The following is a 16,983-nucleotide window of genomic DNA, read 5'->3' as shown; positions in this document are numbered from 1 at the left end:
TCGACAAGTCTATGACTGTGACGTCGGGCGCTCACGTGGGGCGGCCGCCCGTTGGGTCGCCGCGATGCAGACGAGTACGGCCACCGCCGCGAGCGGGGCCGCCGCCGAAAGGTCCTCGCCGAGCAGCAGGAACGACCAGACCAGCGTCAACAACGGCTGGGCGAGTTGCAGTTGGCTGGCCCGGGGGATGCCGATCTCCGCCATGCCCCGGTACCAGACGTACAGCCCGACGAACGCGGAGCCGGCCGCCAGCCAGACGAGGCCGGCGATCCCGTGCCCGGTCAGCCGTACGGGCTCGTACGACAGTGCCACCGCGCTGCCCGCCACCGCTACCGGCAGTGAGAGGAGCAGCGCCCAGCCGATGACCTGCCAGCCGGGCATCACCCGCGCCAGCCGGCCGCCCTCCGTGTACCCGGCCGCGCACACCACCAGCGAACCGAACAGATAGAGATCACCGGCGGATACGGCGCCGCCGCTCTGGCCGATGGTGAACGCGAGCACCACCGCCGCCCCCGCGAGCGCCGCGATCCAGAATGCGCGCGGCGGGCGGGAGCCCGTGCGCAGGGACGAGAGGACCGCCGTGGTCAGCGGCAGCAGACCCACCACCACGGCCGCGTGCGAGGAGGTCGTCGTCCTCAGCGCGAGCGTGGTCAGCAGCGGGAACCCCGCCACCACCCCGCCCGCCACCACCAGCAGCCCGCCCAGATGGCGGCGGCCCGGCCAGGGGCTGCGGGCGGCCAGCAGGACCGTGCCCGCGATGAGCGCGGCGAGCACACTGCGCAGCGCCACCAGGGACCAGGGGCCGAAGCTCTGCAGCCCCCACACGGTGGCCGGGAAGGTCAGGGAGAAGGCGACGACCCCGAGGGAGGCGAGGACGAAACCTGACCGTTCGGAGGCGGGTGGTGCGGCTGTGGGAGTGGCCGGGGGAGCACCAGGGGGCACGGCAGTCGCCGGAGCGGCAGCGGTGGTGGCGCCGGCGGCAGCGGCGGTGGTGGCGGGTGCGAGCGCTATCGTCATCAGTGGGGTAGCGCTACTGTCATCTCTCATGAATGAGCGTAGCAGTGTGGGGGAGTTGGCGACATATCTGCGTGGCGAGCTGAACCGCTACTCACCTGGTGGGAAGCTGCCGTCGAGTCGCGTTCTCGTCGAACGCTTCCGGGTCAGTCCGGTCACGGTCACCCGGGCCCTCGCCCAGCTGGCCGCCGAGGGGCTGGTCGTCACCCGCCCCGGGGCGGGCGCCTTCCGTGCTCAGCCGCGCACCACCGCGCCGGCTCCGGGCGACACGTCCTGGCAGGAGGTCTCGCTCAGCGGCGACGGCGGGCCCGAGGTGGTGCCCCGTACCGTCGACGCCTCCGGGGTCCTCGTCACCCTCGCCCCGCCCCCGCCGGGGGTCATCGAGTTCAACGGCGGCTACCTCCACCCCTCCCTCCAGCCCGAACGGGCGCTGGCCGCCGCCCTCGCGCGGGCCGGCCGCCGCCCCGGCGCCTGGGACCGGCCACCGGTGGACGGCCTGCCCGAGCTGCGCGCCTGGTTCGCCCGCGAGATCGGGCCCGGGGTCGGTGCGGCCGACATCCTGATCACGGCGGGCGGCCAGAGTGCGCTGGCCACCGCGCTGCGCGCGCTCGCTCCGCCCGGGGCGCCCGTACTCGTCGAGTCGCCGACCTATCCCGGCATGCTGGCCGCCGCCCGCGCCGCCGGGCTCCGGCCCGTCCCCGTACCGGTGGACGCGGACGGGGTGCGGCCCGAACTCCTCGACGCCGCCTTCCGTGCCACCGGCGCCCGCGTCTTCGTCTGCCAGCCGCTCTTCCAGAACCCCACGGGCGCGGTGCTCGCCCCCGTGCGGAGGGCCGAAACACTGCGGATCGCGCGGACCGCGGGCGCGTTCGTGGTGGAGGACGACTTCGCCCGCCGCCTGGCCCACGAGGACGCGGGCCCGCTGCCGCCGCCGCTCGCCGCCGACGACCCCGACGGGGTCGTCGTGCACGTCTGCTCGCTCACCAAGATCACTTCGCCCAGCCTCCGCGTCGGCGCGCTCGCCGCGCGCGGTCCGGTGCTGGAGAGACTGCGCGCGATCCAGGTCGTGGACAGCTTCTTCGTGCCCAGACCGCTCCAGGAGACCGCCCTGGAACTGGTCGGGTCTCCCTCCTGGGGTACACATCTGCGCTCCGTGGCAGCCGAGTTGGCGCGCCGACGCACCCTGCTCGCCGCGGAACTCCGCCGCTCGCTGCCCGAACTCGACCTGCCGCACGTCCCGTCCGGTGGCGGCAGCCTCTGGCTGCGCGTCCCCGGCGACGGAGGCGGCAGCGGTGCCGCCGAGGCCGCGTTCGTCTCCGGTGCCCTGCGCGCGGGGGTCGCCGTGGCTCCCGGACGCCCGTACTTCTGCGCCGAACCGCCCTCCGGGCAGGCCCGGATCAGCTTCGCGGCAGCCTCCGGGGCGGCCGAGATCACGGAGGGTGTCAGGCGGCTGCGCCTCGCGTACGACACCCTCGCCCCCTCCGGAGTGTGACCGGAGGGAGAGTGGCACGAGTGGGCTGCACGGCGCCCCGTGCCCTGCGGTCATGGATGAACCAGTCATGCAGGAGTACGACATCTCGGCCGATCCCGCCCTGCTCGACCCGGCCCGCATCCACCGCCGGCTCTCCGCCGACGCCTACTGGGCGCTCGGCCGGAGCCGCGCCACCGTGCACGCGGCCATCGCGGCCATCGCGGCCTCGCTCAAATTCTTTGTGTGCGAACGGAGTTCCGGCACACAGGTCGGTTACGCGCGCGTGGTGACCGATCACGTCACCTTCGCCCGGCTCTGTGACGTCTACGTCGACTCGGCGGCCCGCGATCGGGGGATCGGCGTACGGCTGGCCGAGACGGTCCGCGATCACCTCGCCCCGTCCGGCTTCCGCCGGATTCTGCTCGCGACGGGCGACGCCCACGGGGCGTACGAGAAGGCGGGCTGCCGCGGCCCGGAGGGACCCGGCAGGTGGATGGCCCTGATCAACCCCTGAGCTGTCAACTCCCTTTAATGCGCGTCCCCTTGACCCGAAAGGCTGTCGGTATCACCATCGCGGCCATGAGTGTTCGGGTTTCCCTCGTGGCGGCAGCGCGAAGCTCGTCCCTGCTCGCCGAGCGCTTCGACGACGACCGTCCGCTCGATCACGCCGGATGGCGCGAGGTGCAATTCGTCGCCCACGCCCTGGTCCCGCTCGGCGCGGCGGACCTCCGCTACTGTGCGCCGACGCCCCGCAGCCGGGCCACCGGTGACGCCCTCGGCTACGCCCCCATGGCCCAACCCGACCTGCGGGACTGCGACATGGGCCGCTGGCGGGGCATGACCCTGGCGGAGGTCGCGGCCCGCGAGCCGGCCGCCGTCGACGCGTGGCTCGCCGATCCCCGCTCCGCGCCGCACGGCGGCGAGCCGCTCCTCGGCTTCATCACGCGCATCGGCCACTGGCTCGACACACGCCCCGCGGACGGCGGTTCCATCGTTGCGGTGGCCGAGCCCCCGGTGGTCCGCGCGGTCCTCGTCTACACGCTGAAGGCTCCGCCCTCGGCGTACTGGAACATCGACGTGCGCCCTCTGTCGACGGTCACCCTCGTCGGGCAGCCGGGCCGTTGGAGCCTCTCCCTGGAACCGCCCGCCCGCTGACGTACCGAGCCCTCACCGGAAGGGTGAAAACCGGTGCGACCGGGGTGTACATGGGTCACAATCCCGGACATGCAACGGTTTGCGGAGATGTTCACCGACCCCGGACGCGACCCACGGGTCGAGGTCCCGACGCAGAGCGACGAGCGGACCATGCTCGTCGCCTCCCTGCGTCGCCAGCGGGACACCCTGGTCCTGAAGTGCTCCGGGCTCGACCCCGAAGCCATGGCCATGCGGTCCGTGGACTTCTCCGGCCTGTCCCTGCTGGGACTCGTCCGGCACCTCGCCGACGTAGAACACCGTTGGTTCCGGCAGCGGTTGGCGGGACAGGAGGGGGCGGCGCCCTTCTCCACGGTGGACGAGCCGGACGGAGCGTTCGACCGTGCGGTCCCCGGCGCCGCACGCACCGCGGAAGCCTGGCGGGTGTGGCGGGAAGAGGTCGACTTCGCGGAACGGTTCGTCGCCGAAGCCCCGGATCTCGACGTGTCCGCCGACGACCCCTGGCAGGGGAGGATCTCGCTCCGGTGGGTTCTGCTCCACATGGTGGAGGAGTACGCGCGGCACAACGGTCATGCCGATCTGCTGCGCCAGGGCATCGACGGCGCGGTGGGGCTGTAACAGCCGGACCGGCATCACGCCTTTCCATCCGTCCGACCAGTCGGTATGTTGCGGGGCGTCGGGCCGGTCCCGGACGGCCCGGGACCCGGGGGTACCGACGGCCCGGCCCGTACCGCCGCGACGCCCGGACCCGTTCCGCGCGCCGAGGGACGACGCGGGCCCCGACCTCCGGGCCCCGCCCCGGACGAGGAGGCCACCGTGGTACAGATCCAAGGCCGCTGCGACGAACGGTTCGCGCGCGTGCGCACCGCGTTCGAGGAGAACTTCGCCGTACGCGACGAACTGGGCGCGGCCGTCACGGTCCTGGTGGACGGTGCTCCGGTCGTCGACCTCTGGGGCGGGTGGGCGGATGCCGCACGGACCCGCCCGTGGGAGCGGGACACCCTGGTCAACGTCTGGTCCACGGCCAAGGGGCCGACCGCGCTCTGCGCCCACATCCTCGCCGACCGGGGCCTGCTGGACCTCGACGCCCCGGTGGCGTCGTACTGGCCCGAGTTCGCCGCGGCGGGCAAGGAAGAAGTCCGGGTACGCGACCTCCTCTCGCACCGGGCCGGCCTCGCCGGGCTCCGCGAGCGGCACTCGCTCACCGACCTCTACGACTGGGAGCGCACCACGTCGAGGCTGGCCGCGACCGAGCCGTGGTGGGAACCAGGTACCCGTTCCGGTTACCACGCGCTGACTTACGGATTCCTGGTCGGCGAGGTCGTCCGGCGGATCAGTGGCGACCTGCCGGGGGAGTTCCTCCGACGCGAGGTCACCGGCCCGCTCGGCATCGACTTCACCGTGGGACTGCCGGAGAAGGAGGCGGGCAGGGTCGCGGAGTTGGTCACGACGAAGGCATCGCCCGCCCAGGCCGCGTTCTTCGCCGGTCTGCCCCCGGTGGCTGTCGCCTCCCTCGCCAACCCCGCCACGGGGGCGGCCGCGGCCAACACCGCCGCCTGGCGGGCTGCTGAGATTCCGGCGGCGAACGGCCACGGCACCGCCCGCGCGGTCGCCGCGCTCTACGGCATCCTCGCCGGCCGGGGCACCCTGTTCGGCCGGCGCGTCCTCTCCGAGGACGCGGCCGAGCGGGTGCGGGAGGGGCAGGGCAGCTGCCGTGACCTCGTGCTGGGGGGCGGGTTCACGCACGAGACGGAGATCGCCCTCGGCGTCTGGCTGAGCGGCCCGAACGCCTCCTACGGCCCCAACCCGCGAGCGGTCGGCCACGACGGGGCGGGCGGTTCCTGCGGGCTCGCCGACCCGGAGTCGGGGGTGGCGCTCGGCTACGTCATGAACCGGATGGGCGTGGGGCTCGCCGACGACCCGCGCAAGATGGCTCTGGTCGAGTCGGTCTACGCGTCTTTGTGAGGCGCGTCCTGTGAGACGCGCCCTGTGACACGCGTCCCGGTGCGGGCGTCCCCGTGAGACACGTGAACGCGCGGGCCGACGGATTCTGTCGGCCCGCGCGTTCGTCACGCCCGGTGCGCGAGATCGGTCGCGCGAGGTGGGGCGTGGTGGGGCGGAGTGGGTGTGGCAATCCTTAGAGGACGCCGCTCTCCGAGATGGTGACCTTCTTCGAGGGGCGACCGCTCTGGGAACCCAGGGCCTCGATCTTCTTGACGAGCGCCAGGCTGTCCTCGTCCGCGACCTCACCGAAGACGACGTGCTTGCCGTCGAGCCACGGGGTCAGGACGGTGGTGATGAAGAACTGCGAGCCGTTGGTGTTCCGGCCGGCGTTGGCCATCGAGAGGAGGCCCGCCTTGTTGTGCGTGAGCTTGAAGTTCTCGTCGGCGAACTTCTCGCCGTAGATGCTCTTGCCGCCCGTGCCGTCGCCGCGGGTGAAGTCGCCGCCCTGGAGCATGAACTCCGGGATGATGCGGTGGAAGGAGGAGCCCGCGTAGCCGAAGCCCTTCTCGCCGGTGGCGAGGGCGCGGAAGTTCTCCACGGTCTTCGGGACGACGTCCTCGAAGAGGTTGAACGTGATCCGCCCGGCGGGCTCGTCGTTGATGGTGATGTCGAAGTAAGCCTTGATGGTCATAGAACCATCCTGACACTTCTCGGACCGGACCTCGCGCAGAGGGGTCCCCACCGCGGTTCGGCGAGCCTCGCGGAACGACGCGGCGCCCGCCGGAGGGGGCGCCCAGCACCGGGTCCGGCGAGCCGAAGACACCGCCCGCGCACCCGTACACGCCCCGGCAATGCCAGGACACCGCTCGATGCTCGCGGAAAGCCGCCGCTACCGGCCGCGCGGCTTCCCGCGCTTGGCTCCCTTGGCCCCGCCGGTGTTCTTCGCACCCTTGGCCCCGCCGCCCGAACCGCCCCGCGGGTTGCGGGGCGACGGCTTGCCCGTGGCCGCGCCGCGACGCTGACCGCCCGAGGCAGGCCGCTTCTCCTCCTTGGGCTGCGCGGGTGTGGGGGTACGACCGCGCGAGCTGTTCACCGTGCGGCCCCGGACGATGCCGATGAAGTCCTCGACCATCACGGTCGTCTTCTCCTCCGGCCACGAGAGCGCGATGCGCGACTCCGGGGCGTCCGTGACCGGCCGGTAGGTGAGGTCCTTGCGGTGGTGGAGCCGGGCGAGCGACTGCGGGACGACCAGCAGGCCGATGCCGGCCGCGACCAGGGTCACGGCGTCCTCCGTCGTCTCCGGCCGCTCGAACGCGGGGAGCCCCGGCGGGCGCTCCCAGCCGAGCGAGTCGTCGAGCGGATGCAGCACGATGTCCTCCGCGAGGTCCTCGGCGGACACCTCCTCCGCGGCCGCGAGCAGGTGGTCCTTAGGGATCACCACCACCGTGGTCTCGGTGTACAGGGGGATCGCGCTGAGCTCGTCCCGGCCGACCGGCAGTCGTACGAAACCCGCGTCCGCACCGCCTTCCAGCAGCAGCCCCGCGGCCTCGACGGAGGGTACGGAGACCAGCTCCAGCGGGATACGGGGGAAGCGCTCTTTCCAGATGCGCACCCACTTGGAAGGCGTCACGCCCGGTACGTAGGCGAGGCGGAACGAGGGGGATGCGTCGGAGCCAGTCACCCCGCCAGGTTACCGGCCCCACCTCGGGGGAGCGTGCGGCGGACGACGGCTGCGGCACCGGCGCGCCCGCCCACCGGGAACCCGCCTCGCCCGCCCGTCACGACCGGTGTGGTCGGCGGCCTCGCACACGCTCGCTACTCTTGACACATGACCTCGCACCAGACACCCCAGACGATGAAGCCCGCCACCGCGGCGAAGAAGCTGGGTGTGTACCTCGAAGCCACCCCCGCCGAGTTCCAGGAGGGTGTGGTCTCGCGCAGCGAGTTCAACGCGCTGCAGGCCGAACCGCCGGCCTGGCTGGAGGAGCTGCGCCGCAACGGCCCGCACCCCCGCCCGGTCGTCGCCGCCAAACTCGGCGTCTCCATCTCGGGCCTCGCCCGCGGCGGAATCACCGAGGCGCTCACCACCGAGCAGATCGACGCCCTCAAGAACGAGATGCCGGAATGGCTGAGCGCCGAGCGCGCCACCCAGGCCGACGTCCGCAAGGAGGCCGTCCGCATCAAGGAGCGGAACGCGGAACGCGCCGCGCGTCCCGAGAAGGCCGATTCCTGATCCAGCCCGCACACCCCCGCCCGGCCGCCGACCCACCCCGCGCGGCCGGGCGGAGCCGGTGAAAGCCCGCTCCGGCGGACCGGTACGGCACGGCCCCGGCCCACGGCCCGGAGCGGACAACCGGTGGCCACGCCCGGCCCGTGCACGGCAGGATGCCCGCCGTGCACCAGCTGCTGCTCGGGCTCGCCGTCGATCCTTGGCTCCCTCCCCACCTGCTCGACCGGCTCCTCGCGTACGAGGACGACTGCCGCGAACCCACCACCTGCGATCTCGCACCGGCTCTGGGTGAACGCGCCGGCCTGAGCCGCGAACGTGAGGTGCGCCCGATACCGGCGCACCAGGACAGCGCGGGCGTGGCCGTCCACGCGGCGAACGCGCTCACGGCGGCCGATCCCGCCCTGCCGGTCGGCGAGACGGCCCGGCTCCTGCCGGCGGCCGGCCTCCGCCCCCCGAACCGGCGGATCGCCACCCCGTGCGGGTGGGTGCCTCACCACCCGTCGTACGCGCCGCCCTGCGCATAGGTTGGACGTCGTCCCCTTCCACGCTTCTGACTTCCACCCTTCTGGCAGAGAGCGATGATCACCATGACCGACACACTCACCGTCAGCGTTCTGGGCACCGGGATCATGGGTGCCGCCATGGCCCGCAACCTCGTCCGCGCCGGTCACTCCGTACGGGTCTGGAACCGCAGCCGCGACAAGGCGGAACCGCTGGCCGAGGACGGCGCGCGGATCGCGGACACCCCCGCGGAGGCCGTGGAGGGCGCCGACGTGGTCCTGACGATGCTGTACGACGGGCGGGCGGTCGCCGAGGTCATGCGGCAGGCCGCTCCCGCCCTCCGTCCCGGCGCCGCCTGGGTGCAGTCGACCACCGTGGGCGTCGACGCCGTCGAGGAGCTCGCCGCCTTCGCCGACGAGCACGGTCTGGTCTTCTTCGACGCGCCGGTGCTCGGCACCCGGCAGCCCGCCGAGTCGGGGCAGCTGCTGGTCCTCGCGGCGGGCCCGGTGGAGAGCCGCACCGCTGTCGCCCCGGTACTGGAGGCGGTCGGGGCCCGGACCGTCTGGACGGGCGAGAACGGGGCCGACGGCGGCGCCACCCGTCTCAAGCTCGTCGCCAACAGCTGGGTCATCGCGGCCACCACCGCCACCGGAGAGACCCTGGCGCTCTCCAAGGCCCTCGGGGTGGACCCGCAGGACTTCTTCGACGCCATCGCCGGTGGCCCGCTCGACATGGGCTACCTGCGCGCCAAGGCCGGCCTCATCCTGGGCGGCGGTCTCGAACCGGCCAGTTTCGCGGTGTCCACGGCCGAGAAGGACGCCCGCCTGATCGTGGCCGCCGGCCGGCGGTACGGCGTCCGCCTCGACGGAGCCGCCGCGAGCGCGGACCGCTTCGCCCGCGCCGCGGCCCAGGGCCACGGCCACGAGGACATGGCCGCCGCCTACTTCGCGAGCTTCGAGCCGGACGAGTCACGCTGACGCTCCCCGGCGATGCTCTCCGGTGGACCGGCACGCCCCCGACCGTACGTCGGCGGCGCGTGCCGGACCGGTCGCGGCCCGCCCGGGCCCCGGTCGGCTTGCGTCGGCCCGGCGCCGGGGCGCTGCCGCCCCGGGTGGGCAGCCACCGCCACCGGAGGAGTCCCCGCTGGTCAGGGCTTGGGAGAAGCCCCGGTGAGAGACGTCCATCGCCGGACGGTGTCCTCGTGGGAGCCGGTCGCCGTGCCCGTGGCCACCGCTTCCCCCTCCGCCTCCTGCGCGGACCGGGGAAGCGTGGAACGGGTCAGGAGCACGAGGGGCCACGCGGGGCCCGGTCCGGGGGGTCCTCCGTCGAAGGCGTGCCAGTCCCAGGGCCCGCGGAAGAGCCAGGCCCTGCCCGCGGCGTCGGCCACCTCGTCACCCGCCCGGAGAAACGCGTACGGCCGCATCAGCAGCTCGAAGGTGAACGGCGTCCCGTCGCCCGGGTGGAGGGCGTAGCCGAAGCCGTCGAGGTGGCTCCCGTCCGGATACTCCCGGTAGGACACGCCCTGGCGCAGCACGGTCACGGTCAGCGTCGGCCGCGACAGCCAGCCGGTCTCCAGCGGCGGATCGTGGCGGTCGACGGACGTCACGTGGACCAGCGTCGGCGGAACTCCGACCCGGCAGAGGTCACCCGCCCTGAGGCGGTGGGGCGGCGGTTCGGTGCGGAACAGTTCCGACGAGTTCTCCGCAGGGGCGTCCATGCTCCCGGCGTCCAGCGCCACCACACCGTTCCAGTGAAAGAGATCGCTGTCCGTGTCGATGGACCACCACGGCCAGCGCAGCGACAGCTCATCCCGCGCTACGCCCGATTCGACCACGGTCTCCGTGAAGGGGCAGGCGACCGACAGCACGTCACCGACCCGGAACTCCCCCTCGTACGTCATCGAATCAGAGTAGAACCGCGCGTACGAACCACAGCCGGGGCGGTCAGCGGGAGGACGGAGAGGACGAGGAGGACGGCTCCGCGCCCGCGCCCCAGCGGAGTCCGTCGACCAGCAGTCCGGTCATGCGCTCCGTGTACTCCGGGTCGTCCGGCGCGACGAGGTCGCCCACGGCGCGCAGCAGGTCGTAGGGGATGACGCCGGAGCGGATCTCGCCGGAAGCGACGGCGGCGTCCAGCAACTCCGTCAGTACGGGGACGAAGTGCTGTTCGAAGTAGGCGGGCAGGTTCTCGTAGGCGGGATCCCCGGAGTGCAGGGCGGCCTTGAGGCCGCGCTTGGCCGCGATGAACAGGGTGAAACGCCGCAGCCACCGGTCCAGTGCCTCGGCCGGTCCGTACTGCTCCGAGAGACCGGGCGCGGCCTCGGCGCAGGCGTCGACCTCGCGGCGGAAGACCGCGGTGATGAGGTCGGAGCGCTGGGGGAAGTGCCGGTAGAGAGTTCCCGCGCCCACCCCTGCCCTGGCGGTGATCCGCCGTACGGGCGCGTCCACGCCGTCCGACGCGAACACCTCGGAGGCGGCGGCCAGCAGGGCGTCCAGGCTGCGCTGGGCGTCGGGCCGTACGCGGCGGGCGGCAGGCTCCCCGGTGGTGCGATCGGTCATGGCGTGGCGCCTCCTTGTAAAGCGGAACAGTGTTCCGTACTGTGCTTGCTGAACGGTGTTCCGCTTTTCGTTCCCCGATTTTAGCGGGGCGCGCCGCAGACCGTACATACGGAGGAGAGCCATGCGATACCGCACGCTGGGCCGGACCGGCATCAAGGTCAGCCCCTACTGCCTGGGCGCCATGATGTTCGGCGCCATGGGAAACCCCGACCACGACGACTCCGTCCGCATCATCCACAAGGCACTGGACGCGGGCATCAACTTCGTGGACACCGCCGACGCCTACTCGCGCGGCGAGTCCGAGGAGATCGTCGGCAAGGCCCTCAAGGGCCGCCGTGACGACGTCGTCCTGGCCACCAAGGCCCACCTCCCGATGGGCGACGACCCCAACCAGCAGGGGAACTCACGGCGTTGGCTGGTCCGCGCCCTGGAGGACTCGCTGCGCCGGCTGGGCACCGACCACGTCGACCTGTTCCAGATCCACCGCCCCGCGCCCGACACCGACATCGAGGAGACCCTCTCCGTCCTCACCGACCTCGTCCGCGCCGGGAAGGTCCGGGCCATCGGCTCGTCCGCCTTCCCGGCCTCCGACATCGTCGAAGCGCAGTGGACCGCCGAACGCCGGGGCCTGCAGCGCTTCCGCACCGAGCAGCCGACGTACTCGATCCTCAACCGGAGCATCGAACGCGAGGTGCTGCCGGTCTGCGAACGCTACGGAATGGGCGCGCTGGTCTGGAGCCCCCTGGCCGGGGGGATGCTCACCGGCCGCTACCGCAAGGGACGGGAAGCCACCACGCACCGCGCCGGCTTCGGCTTCAAGCACCTGAAGGACGAACGCCGTCTCGACGCCGTGGAACAGCTCATCCCCCTCGCCGAGAAGGCGGGGATGCCGCTGACGCACCTCGCCACAGCCTTCGCCATCGCCCACCCCGGCGTCACCTCCGCGATCATCGGACCGCGCACCATGGACCACCTGGACGACCTGCTCGCGGGCGCCGAGGTCGTCCTGAGCGACGAGATCCTCGACCGGATCGACGCGATCGTGCCTCCCGGCACCGACGTGGGGAGGCTCGACATGGCGTACGACCCGCCCGCGATCCAGCGGGCCGCGCTGCGCCGCCGCGACGGCGACGAGCGCGCCGCCGCCTGATCCCGCGCCCGCTCCCGGGGCGGCGCCGGTCGGCGCGTCCCGTCCGCCGTCAGCCGTCACCGCGACGGCGTGTCCCGGCCGCCGCGCGGGGCCGTCACTCGACGTACTCGACGAGCTGCATCATCCCCCGGTCCTCGTGCTGGAGCTGATGGCAGTGGACGAGGGCCCGGCCGGTGAAGTCGTCGAAGCGGACGCGCAGGGTCACCGAACCTCCCCTGAGGATGCCGACGGTGTCCTGCCAGACCGGCGTGGCGAGCGGGCGGCCGTCGACGGCGGTCACCAGGAAGTGGTTGGTGTGCAGGTGGAACGGGTGGTTGGAGTGGCCGGTCGAGTCATTGCGGAGGGTCCACTCCTCCGTCTCGCCGAGTCGGCAGGTGTGATTGACGTACGCCGGATCGAACCGGCCGTAGGTCGGATCCTTCGGATCGGCCGCGTCGCGGGTCGCCGGCGTGGCTCCGTCGCCGGTGATGCGGAACGCGTGGGGGAACGGCTGCCCGGGGAACGCGTTCCTGTCGCTGTGGAAGGTCAGGGAGCGACGACGGGTCACTTCCCGCGGGTCGAGGTACGGAGCGGGACCCGGCAGATCGGTGGGCAGATCCATCCGTACGCCGGAGCCCGACCGCACGGTCATCGTCGCCAGCAGGGTGTCGCCCGCCATCACGCGGTACTCGCCCGGGCTCTGCGCCCTGATCATGACGTCCGCCCGGTTGCCCATCGACAGGGTGACCCCGTCGCGCTCGACGGTCCGGGTGAGGGCGAAACCGTCCATGGCGATCTGGTGCAGCGCGTGCCCCTCCACCCGGATCGGCAGGGCGGTGAACGCGGATGCGTTGATCAGGCGCCAGCGCTGGACCTCGCCCTCGCGCAGCTGGATCACCGGCCGGAAGGAGCCGTTCACGACGAACACCGACTCGGCCGCGCCGAGGTCGTTCTCGGCGCGCAACTCCGGTACCTGCCGCACCTGCCCGTCGGAGAGCTTGAGTTCCGCCACGCACATCACCACGTCGGTCGCGGCCGCGATCTCCGGGACCCTGTCGACCGCGCCTTCCACGACGATCGCGCCCAGCAGGCCGCCGGACAGGTGGACGGCCGTCGATCCGTGCACGTGCGAGTGGTACCAGTACGTGCCACCCGGGTGGTCGGCGGGAATCTCGATCCGGCTGCGGTAACTCGTGGTGGTCAGACCGTTGGCGGGATCGTAGGGGGTGAACTCCCGGAAGACGTTGTCCGCGTCCCCGGCCGGCGACACGTGCATTCCATGGGTGTGCAGATTCACCGTATTGAAGTGGTGGGGCACGTTGTGGTCGCCGTGAGACGCCTGATCGGGGTTGGGCGGCAGAGCGTTGATGTGTTCGAGGTCGAGCAGATCGCCCGGACGCACGCGCAGCGTCGGTCCGTTGACCTGCCCGTTGTAGAGCCGGAGATTGACGTCGCCGACCCCGGCGAGCGTGCCCCGGGTGAACGCGACCCGCAGGGTGGTGGAGAGAACGCCGTTCTCCGACCTGATCGGCGTGGGTTGGCTGAACGGCAGCGCCGCCGCCGACGCGCGGGGGGCCTGCAGTGCGCCGGCGATCAGGGCCGGAGCGGACGCCAAGACCGCGCGTCTGCTGATACCGCGTGATGAGTCCATGGATGTCACCCCTGTACGTGAGAGGCCTGTGCGTGAACGGCCTGTACGTGAACGGCCGGTACGTGAACGGCCAAAGGCCGTCCAGCGTGGCGAGCGCACCACCCGATCCCCGGGACGACACGTCCCGCGCCGCCCGGCTTCCCCCGATCGGCGCACCGGGCGGCACCGGGTCCGCACCGGTCACGGAGGCCCGGTCACGGAGGCCCGCTCACGGAGGCCCGCTCACGGAGGCCGCGGACCACCCGGGCCGCCGGTCGCGGGGAGACGGGGTTCGCGGCCGCAGTCGTTCGCCCTGCGGCCCGAAGAGGATCAGGTACTCGACCGGCCCGCCGGGGCCGGCGTTCACCACCCCGTGCGGGGTGCGGGTGTCGAATTCGGCGACGTCCCCGGCGGCCAGGACGAGATCCTGGCCGCCGAGCGCGAGCCAGAGGCGCCCGTACAGTACGCACAGCCACTCGTGGCCCTCGTGCGAGACCTGCCGGGGCCGTTGGGGCGGATTCCCGAAAGCCGGCAGGACGTGCTTGTGGGCGTGCAGCCCGCCGACGTACCGGGTGAGCGGCAGCACCGCCTTGTCGTCCCCGAAGCTCAGCGGCGCCGGGGTCCGCGGCGGCTCGGCCGCCGGGGCGGGTGCGATACCGGCCAGCGCGTCCAGGGATACGCCGTACTCCTTCGCCAACCGCAGCACCACCTCCAAGGTGGGCTTGCGCCGGCCGGTCTCGATCCGTGACAGCGTGCTCGGCGAGATGCCGGTCGCGCGGCTGACACCGGCGAGCGTGGCTCCGCGCTGCTCCCGCGCGGCGCGCAGCCCGGGCCCCATCGCCGCCCGCGTGCCGTCCAGGCCGTCATCCGTCATCGATCCCGCTCCTCCCCGCCACCGCGCTCCACCGCCCTGTCCTGCGATCTTGCCAGGGCGGCAACGCCGATCGCGTCGGGCGGCGCCTCGCCGCATGATCGACAGGTAACCGTGCCCGTGCGTGAGCACGTCCGTGAGCACATCCGCGAACGCAACCGAGAACCGAGGAGAAGCCCATGTGGCCCGAGCCGACCGCCGAGTTCCGCCACCGCACCATCGAGGCACCGGCCGGGCGCCTGCACCTGGTCGAGCAGGGCACCGGCCCGCTCGTCCTGCTCGTGCACGGCTTTCCCGAGTCCTGGTACTCCTGGCGCCGCCAGCTCCCGGCCCTCGCCGCCGCCGGCCACCGGGCGGTGGCCATCGACGTTCGCGGTTACGGCCGCTCCTCCAAACCGGCCGCGACCGACGCCTACCGGATGCTCGACCTGGTGGAGGACAACGTCGCCGTCGTGCGCGCACTCGGCGAGGAGAGCGCGGTGATCGTCGGCCACGACTGGGGATCGAACATCGCCGCCTCCTCCGCCCTGCTCCACCCCGAGGTCTTCCGGGCCGTCGGTCTGCTGAGCGTTCCCTACGCCCCGCCGGGCGGCCCCCGCCCCACCGATGTCTTCGGCCGGATCGGCGGAGCCGGGCAGGAGTTCTACGTCTCCTACTTCCAGGAGCCCGGCCGCGCCGAGGAGGAGATCGAACCCGACGTCCGGGGCTGGCTCGCCGGCTTCTACGCGGCGCTGTCCGCCGACACCATGCCCGCCCAGGGCGCGCCCGACCCGCACTTCGTCGCCCACGGCGGCCGGTTGCGCGACCGCTTCCCCACCGGTGCTCTCCCGGCCTGGCTGAGCGAGGACGACCTCGACGTCTACGCCGCGGAGTTCGAGCGCACCGGCCTGACGGGAGCGCTCAACCGCTACCGAAGCATGGACCGTGACTGGGAGGACCTGGCTCCCCACCACGGCGCCCCCATCGAGCAGCCGTCCCTGTTCATCGGCGGCACCCTGGACGCCTCCACCACCTGGATGGCCGACGCCATCGCCGCGTACCCCACCACCCTCCCCGCCCTGTCCGCCTCCCACCTGCTCGAAGGCTGCGGCCACTGGATCCAGCAGGAACGCCCCGACGAGGTGAACCACCTGCTGACCGACTGGCTCGCCGCCCTCCGGGGCTGAACCACGCGAGCCCGCGGTCCCGCTGTGACCGAGACTTTTAGTTGGCACATCTCGGCCTGAGCCGTGCAGGTCAGGCTCGCTCGGAGAATTCTTGTTGGCACATCCCGAGCGGGATAGTTGGCACTCAAGGGCGTCGATGATCACTGTGCGTGATTGCCGACGGTGCTGATGATGAGGATCTGTGAAATCGGCCAGTGCTGCTCTTCGTTCCCCAGCCGGTTGCTGCCGGCAACGATGGCCGGGGCCGCCTGTGCTGTGTCCGGTTCCTCGGGAGTCGTGTGTCGGCCGACCTCGTGAACGATGCCTGAGCTGCCCCGGGTGCGCGTATCGGCCTTCGCTCGGAACCGGCGTCATGAAATCATCAGGCGATGACCGAACCGAGCAGCGACGACAGCCGCACCTTCCGGCGCGAGACCGAGCTGGTCGTCAACGAGATCGCCCAGGGGCTACGCCCGTTGGACGCTGGTGTGAGCTGGTTCTCCCGCCTCGCCCCGACACGCCAGCAGATGGTTCTGCGGGAAGTCGCTGGCTATGCGATGCAGACGCACATAACAGCTGTGGACGGCCGTGTGGGGGTGGCGCGATCCGGTGTGAAGCCCACCGCTAACCCCTCGGTGATGATCTGCATGGACCCGCCCCGCTACGGGTTCGCCGATCTGCCCTCCGCCGAACACGTCAACGCGTTCCGCGTCCTCGTTTCGGTGTTCGCCGTTGCTGACAATCGCCGCCGCGAGACGTACTGCAAAGGCGCCTGCGGACATGCGTGGCACAACCTGCCGTCGGCAACCGAGCAGCCGTAGCATCGGCCATTCCGGCTCTGGCTGGGCTGGCTATCGGATGGCACTCCCCAGGTGGCACCCGTCCGCGGGTTAGCGCGCTGCGGGCAGGGTGAAATGTGAGCAGGTCTGGAGAACCCCTGAGCACCGGGTGGAGAAATTCAAGGAGTTCGCCCGCCACGTGAAACCCCGCATCGGCCGGGACGACAGCACCGGCACGTGAGCCATACCCCGGATCGGCCAGCAGACCTTGCCGTCGCCCACCAGCCATGTCGAGCTCCACCGACGTACCCAGTCATCGCCGAGCCTCAGCCGAGCCCGCAGCCCAGCGTCCTCGTCGTACGCCATGACAAACTGGTTCAGATGGCTTGAATCCGATGGAATTTTCGCAATCGCTGGCTCGCCCACCTGCTCAGGACAGCACCAGTCGGCCGGTGACGGGGGCGCTTCTTCGGTACTGATCGCAACGCAGTGTTACGGGGCCAGGATGTGCCAACTATCGCTCTCCATGTGCCAACTAAAAATCTCGGTCGCACCCGCA

The 16,983-nt window shown here is 72.0% G+C and carries 18 protein-coding genes; 11 read left to right on the top strand and 7 right to left on the bottom strand.

Annotated features, from left to right (window positions below; all coding sequences use genetic code 11):
• Positions 1-9: 9 nt before the first annotated feature.
• On the bottom strand, positions 10-1,047 hold the full coding sequence (locus ACFYPN_RS14685; RefSeq protein ID WP_358759014.1) for a DMT family transporter: 1,038 nt from the start codon (positions 1,045-1,047) through the stop codon (positions 10-12).
• On the opposite strand from ACFYPN_RS14685, the gene ACFYPN_RS14680 reads away from it, so the two are divergent.
• From ACFYPN_RS14680 to ACFYPN_RS14660, 5 genes are all read left to right on the top strand, one after another.
• A complete protein-coding gene (locus ACFYPN_RS14680) occupies positions 1,046-2,506 on the top strand; it encodes a PLP-dependent aminotransferase family protein (RefSeq protein WP_389298408.1) in 1,461 nt (486 codons plus the stop codon). The two genes, ACFYPN_RS14685 and ACFYPN_RS14680, sit on opposite strands and share 2 nt — an antisense overlap.
• A gap of 52 nt (positions 2,507-2,558) precedes the next feature.
• Positions 2,559-2,999: a GNAT family N-acetyltransferase gene (locus tag ACFYPN_RS14675; protein WP_389298406.1), complete on the top strand. Its 441-nt coding sequence runs from the start codon at positions 2,559-2,561 to the stop codon at positions 2,997-2,999.
• Positions 3,000-3,064: 65 nt separating this feature from the next.
• Positions 3,065-3,640 (top strand): histidine phosphatase family protein, encoded by a 576-nt coding sequence (locus ACFYPN_RS14670; RefSeq protein WP_358759008.1) that lies wholly within the window; start codon positions 3,065-3,067, stop codon positions 3,638-3,640.
• Between the two features lie 69 nt (positions 3,641-3,709).
• Positions 3,710-4,255, top strand: coding sequence for a DinB family protein (locus ACFYPN_RS14665; RefSeq protein WP_358759006.1), 546 nt, complete (start codon positions 3,710-3,712; stop codon positions 4,253-4,255).
• Between the two features lie 198 nt (positions 4,256-4,453).
• Positions 4,454-5,602 carry a serine hydrolase domain-containing protein gene (locus ACFYPN_RS14660; RefSeq protein WP_389298403.1) on the top strand — a complete coding sequence of 383 codons (1,149 nt, stop codon included), beginning with the start codon at positions 4,454-4,456 and terminating at the stop codon, positions 5,600-5,602.
• Positions 5,603-5,774: 172 nt separating this feature from the next.
• Here ACFYPN_RS14660 and ACFYPN_RS14655 read toward each other — a convergent pair whose 3' ends face one another.
• Together ACFYPN_RS14655 and ACFYPN_RS14650 are read right to left on the bottom strand one after the other, a co-directional pair.
• Positions 5,775-6,272 (bottom strand): peptidylprolyl isomerase, encoded by a 498-nt coding sequence (locus ACFYPN_RS14655; protein WP_358759002.1) that lies wholly within the window; start codon positions 6,270-6,272, stop codon positions 5,775-5,777.
• 198 nt (positions 6,273-6,470) lie between these two features.
• Positions 6,471-7,262, bottom strand: a complete 792-nt coding sequence (locus ACFYPN_RS14650; RefSeq protein WP_389298401.1) for a LysR family substrate-binding domain-containing protein — start codon at positions 7,260-7,262, stop codon at positions 6,471-6,473.
• A 147-nt stretch (positions 7,263-7,409) separates the two neighbouring features.
• On the opposite strand from ACFYPN_RS14650, the gene ACFYPN_RS14645 reads away from it, so the two are divergent.
• The 3 genes from ACFYPN_RS14645 to ACFYPN_RS14635 all read left to right on the top strand — a co-directional run bounded on the left by ACFYPN_RS14645 (position 7,410) and on the right by ACFYPN_RS14635 (position 9,289).
• Entirely contained in the window at positions 7,410-7,814 is a 405-nt protein-coding gene (locus ACFYPN_RS14645; protein WP_358758998.1) for a DUF5997 family protein, read from the top strand.
• A 161-nt stretch (positions 7,815-7,975) separates the two neighbouring features.
• Positions 7,976-8,335 carry a hypothetical protein gene (locus ACFYPN_RS14640; RefSeq protein ID WP_389298399.1) on the top strand — a complete coding sequence of 120 codons (360 nt, stop codon included), beginning with the start codon at positions 7,976-7,978 and terminating at the stop codon, positions 8,333-8,335.
• Between the two features lie 54 nt (positions 8,336-8,389).
• The gene (locus tag ACFYPN_RS14635; RefSeq protein WP_389298397.1) at positions 8,390-9,289 is read left to right on the top strand and encodes an NAD(P)-dependent oxidoreductase; all 900 of its coding nucleotides are present in this window, start codon (positions 8,390-8,392) and stop codon (positions 9,287-9,289) included.
• 170 nt (positions 9,290-9,459) lie between these two features.
• Here the strand turns inward: ACFYPN_RS14635 and ACFYPN_RS14630 are convergent, their stop codons facing one another.
• Positions 9,460-10,212: a hypothetical protein gene (locus ACFYPN_RS14630; protein ID WP_389298395.1), complete on the bottom strand. Its 753-nt coding sequence runs from the start codon at positions 10,210-10,212 to the stop codon at positions 9,460-9,462.
• Between the two features lie 43 nt (positions 10,213-10,255).
• Positions 10,256-10,870 carry a TetR/AcrR family transcriptional regulator gene (locus ACFYPN_RS14625; RefSeq protein WP_389298393.1) on the bottom strand — a complete coding sequence of 205 codons (615 nt, stop codon included), beginning with the start codon at positions 10,868-10,870 and terminating at the stop codon, positions 10,256-10,258.
• Between the two features lie 121 nt (positions 10,871-10,991).
• On the opposite strand from ACFYPN_RS14625, the gene ACFYPN_RS14620 reads away from it, so the two are divergent.
• Positions 10,992-12,020 carry an aldo/keto reductase gene (locus tag ACFYPN_RS14620; protein ID WP_389298391.1) on the top strand — a complete coding sequence of 343 codons (1,029 nt, stop codon included), beginning with the start codon at positions 10,992-10,994 and terminating at the stop codon, positions 12,018-12,020.
• A 94-nt stretch (positions 12,021-12,114) separates the two neighbouring features.
• Here ACFYPN_RS14620 and ACFYPN_RS14615 read toward each other — a convergent pair whose 3' ends face one another.
• Together ACFYPN_RS14615 and ACFYPN_RS14610 are read right to left on the bottom strand one after the other, a co-directional pair.
• Positions 12,115-13,650: a multicopper oxidase family protein gene (locus ACFYPN_RS14615; protein WP_389298389.1), complete on the bottom strand. Its 1,536-nt coding sequence runs from the start codon at positions 13,648-13,650 to the stop codon at positions 12,115-12,117.
• A gap of 208 nt (positions 13,651-13,858) precedes the next feature.
• Positions 13,859-14,503 (bottom strand): XRE family transcriptional regulator, encoded by a 645-nt coding sequence (locus tag ACFYPN_RS14610; protein WP_389298387.1) that lies wholly within the window; start codon positions 14,501-14,503, stop codon positions 13,859-13,861.
• A gap of 176 nt (positions 14,504-14,679) precedes the next feature.
• Here ACFYPN_RS14610 and ACFYPN_RS14605 point away from each other — a divergent pair, with 176 nt between their 5' ends.
• Complete coding sequence (locus tag ACFYPN_RS14605; RefSeq protein WP_389298385.1) at positions 14,680-15,666, top strand: alpha/beta fold hydrolase; 987 nt, start codon at positions 14,680-14,682, stop codon at positions 15,664-15,666.
• A 368-nt stretch (positions 15,667-16,034) separates the two neighbouring features.
• Complete coding sequence (locus ACFYPN_RS14600; RefSeq protein WP_358758980.1) at positions 16,035-16,466, top strand: DUF5958 family protein; 432 nt, start codon at positions 16,035-16,037, stop codon at positions 16,464-16,466.
• The last annotated feature ends 517 nt before the right edge of the window (positions 16,467-16,983 follow it).

The sequence above is a fragment of the Streptomyces sp. NPDC005576 genome (assembly GCF_042871745.1).
In the GTDB taxonomy this organism is placed as follows: domain Bacteria; phylum Actinomycetota; class Actinomycetes; order Streptomycetales; family Streptomycetaceae; genus Streptomyces.
This window is presented reverse-complemented; position numbering and strand designations above follow the sequence as displayed.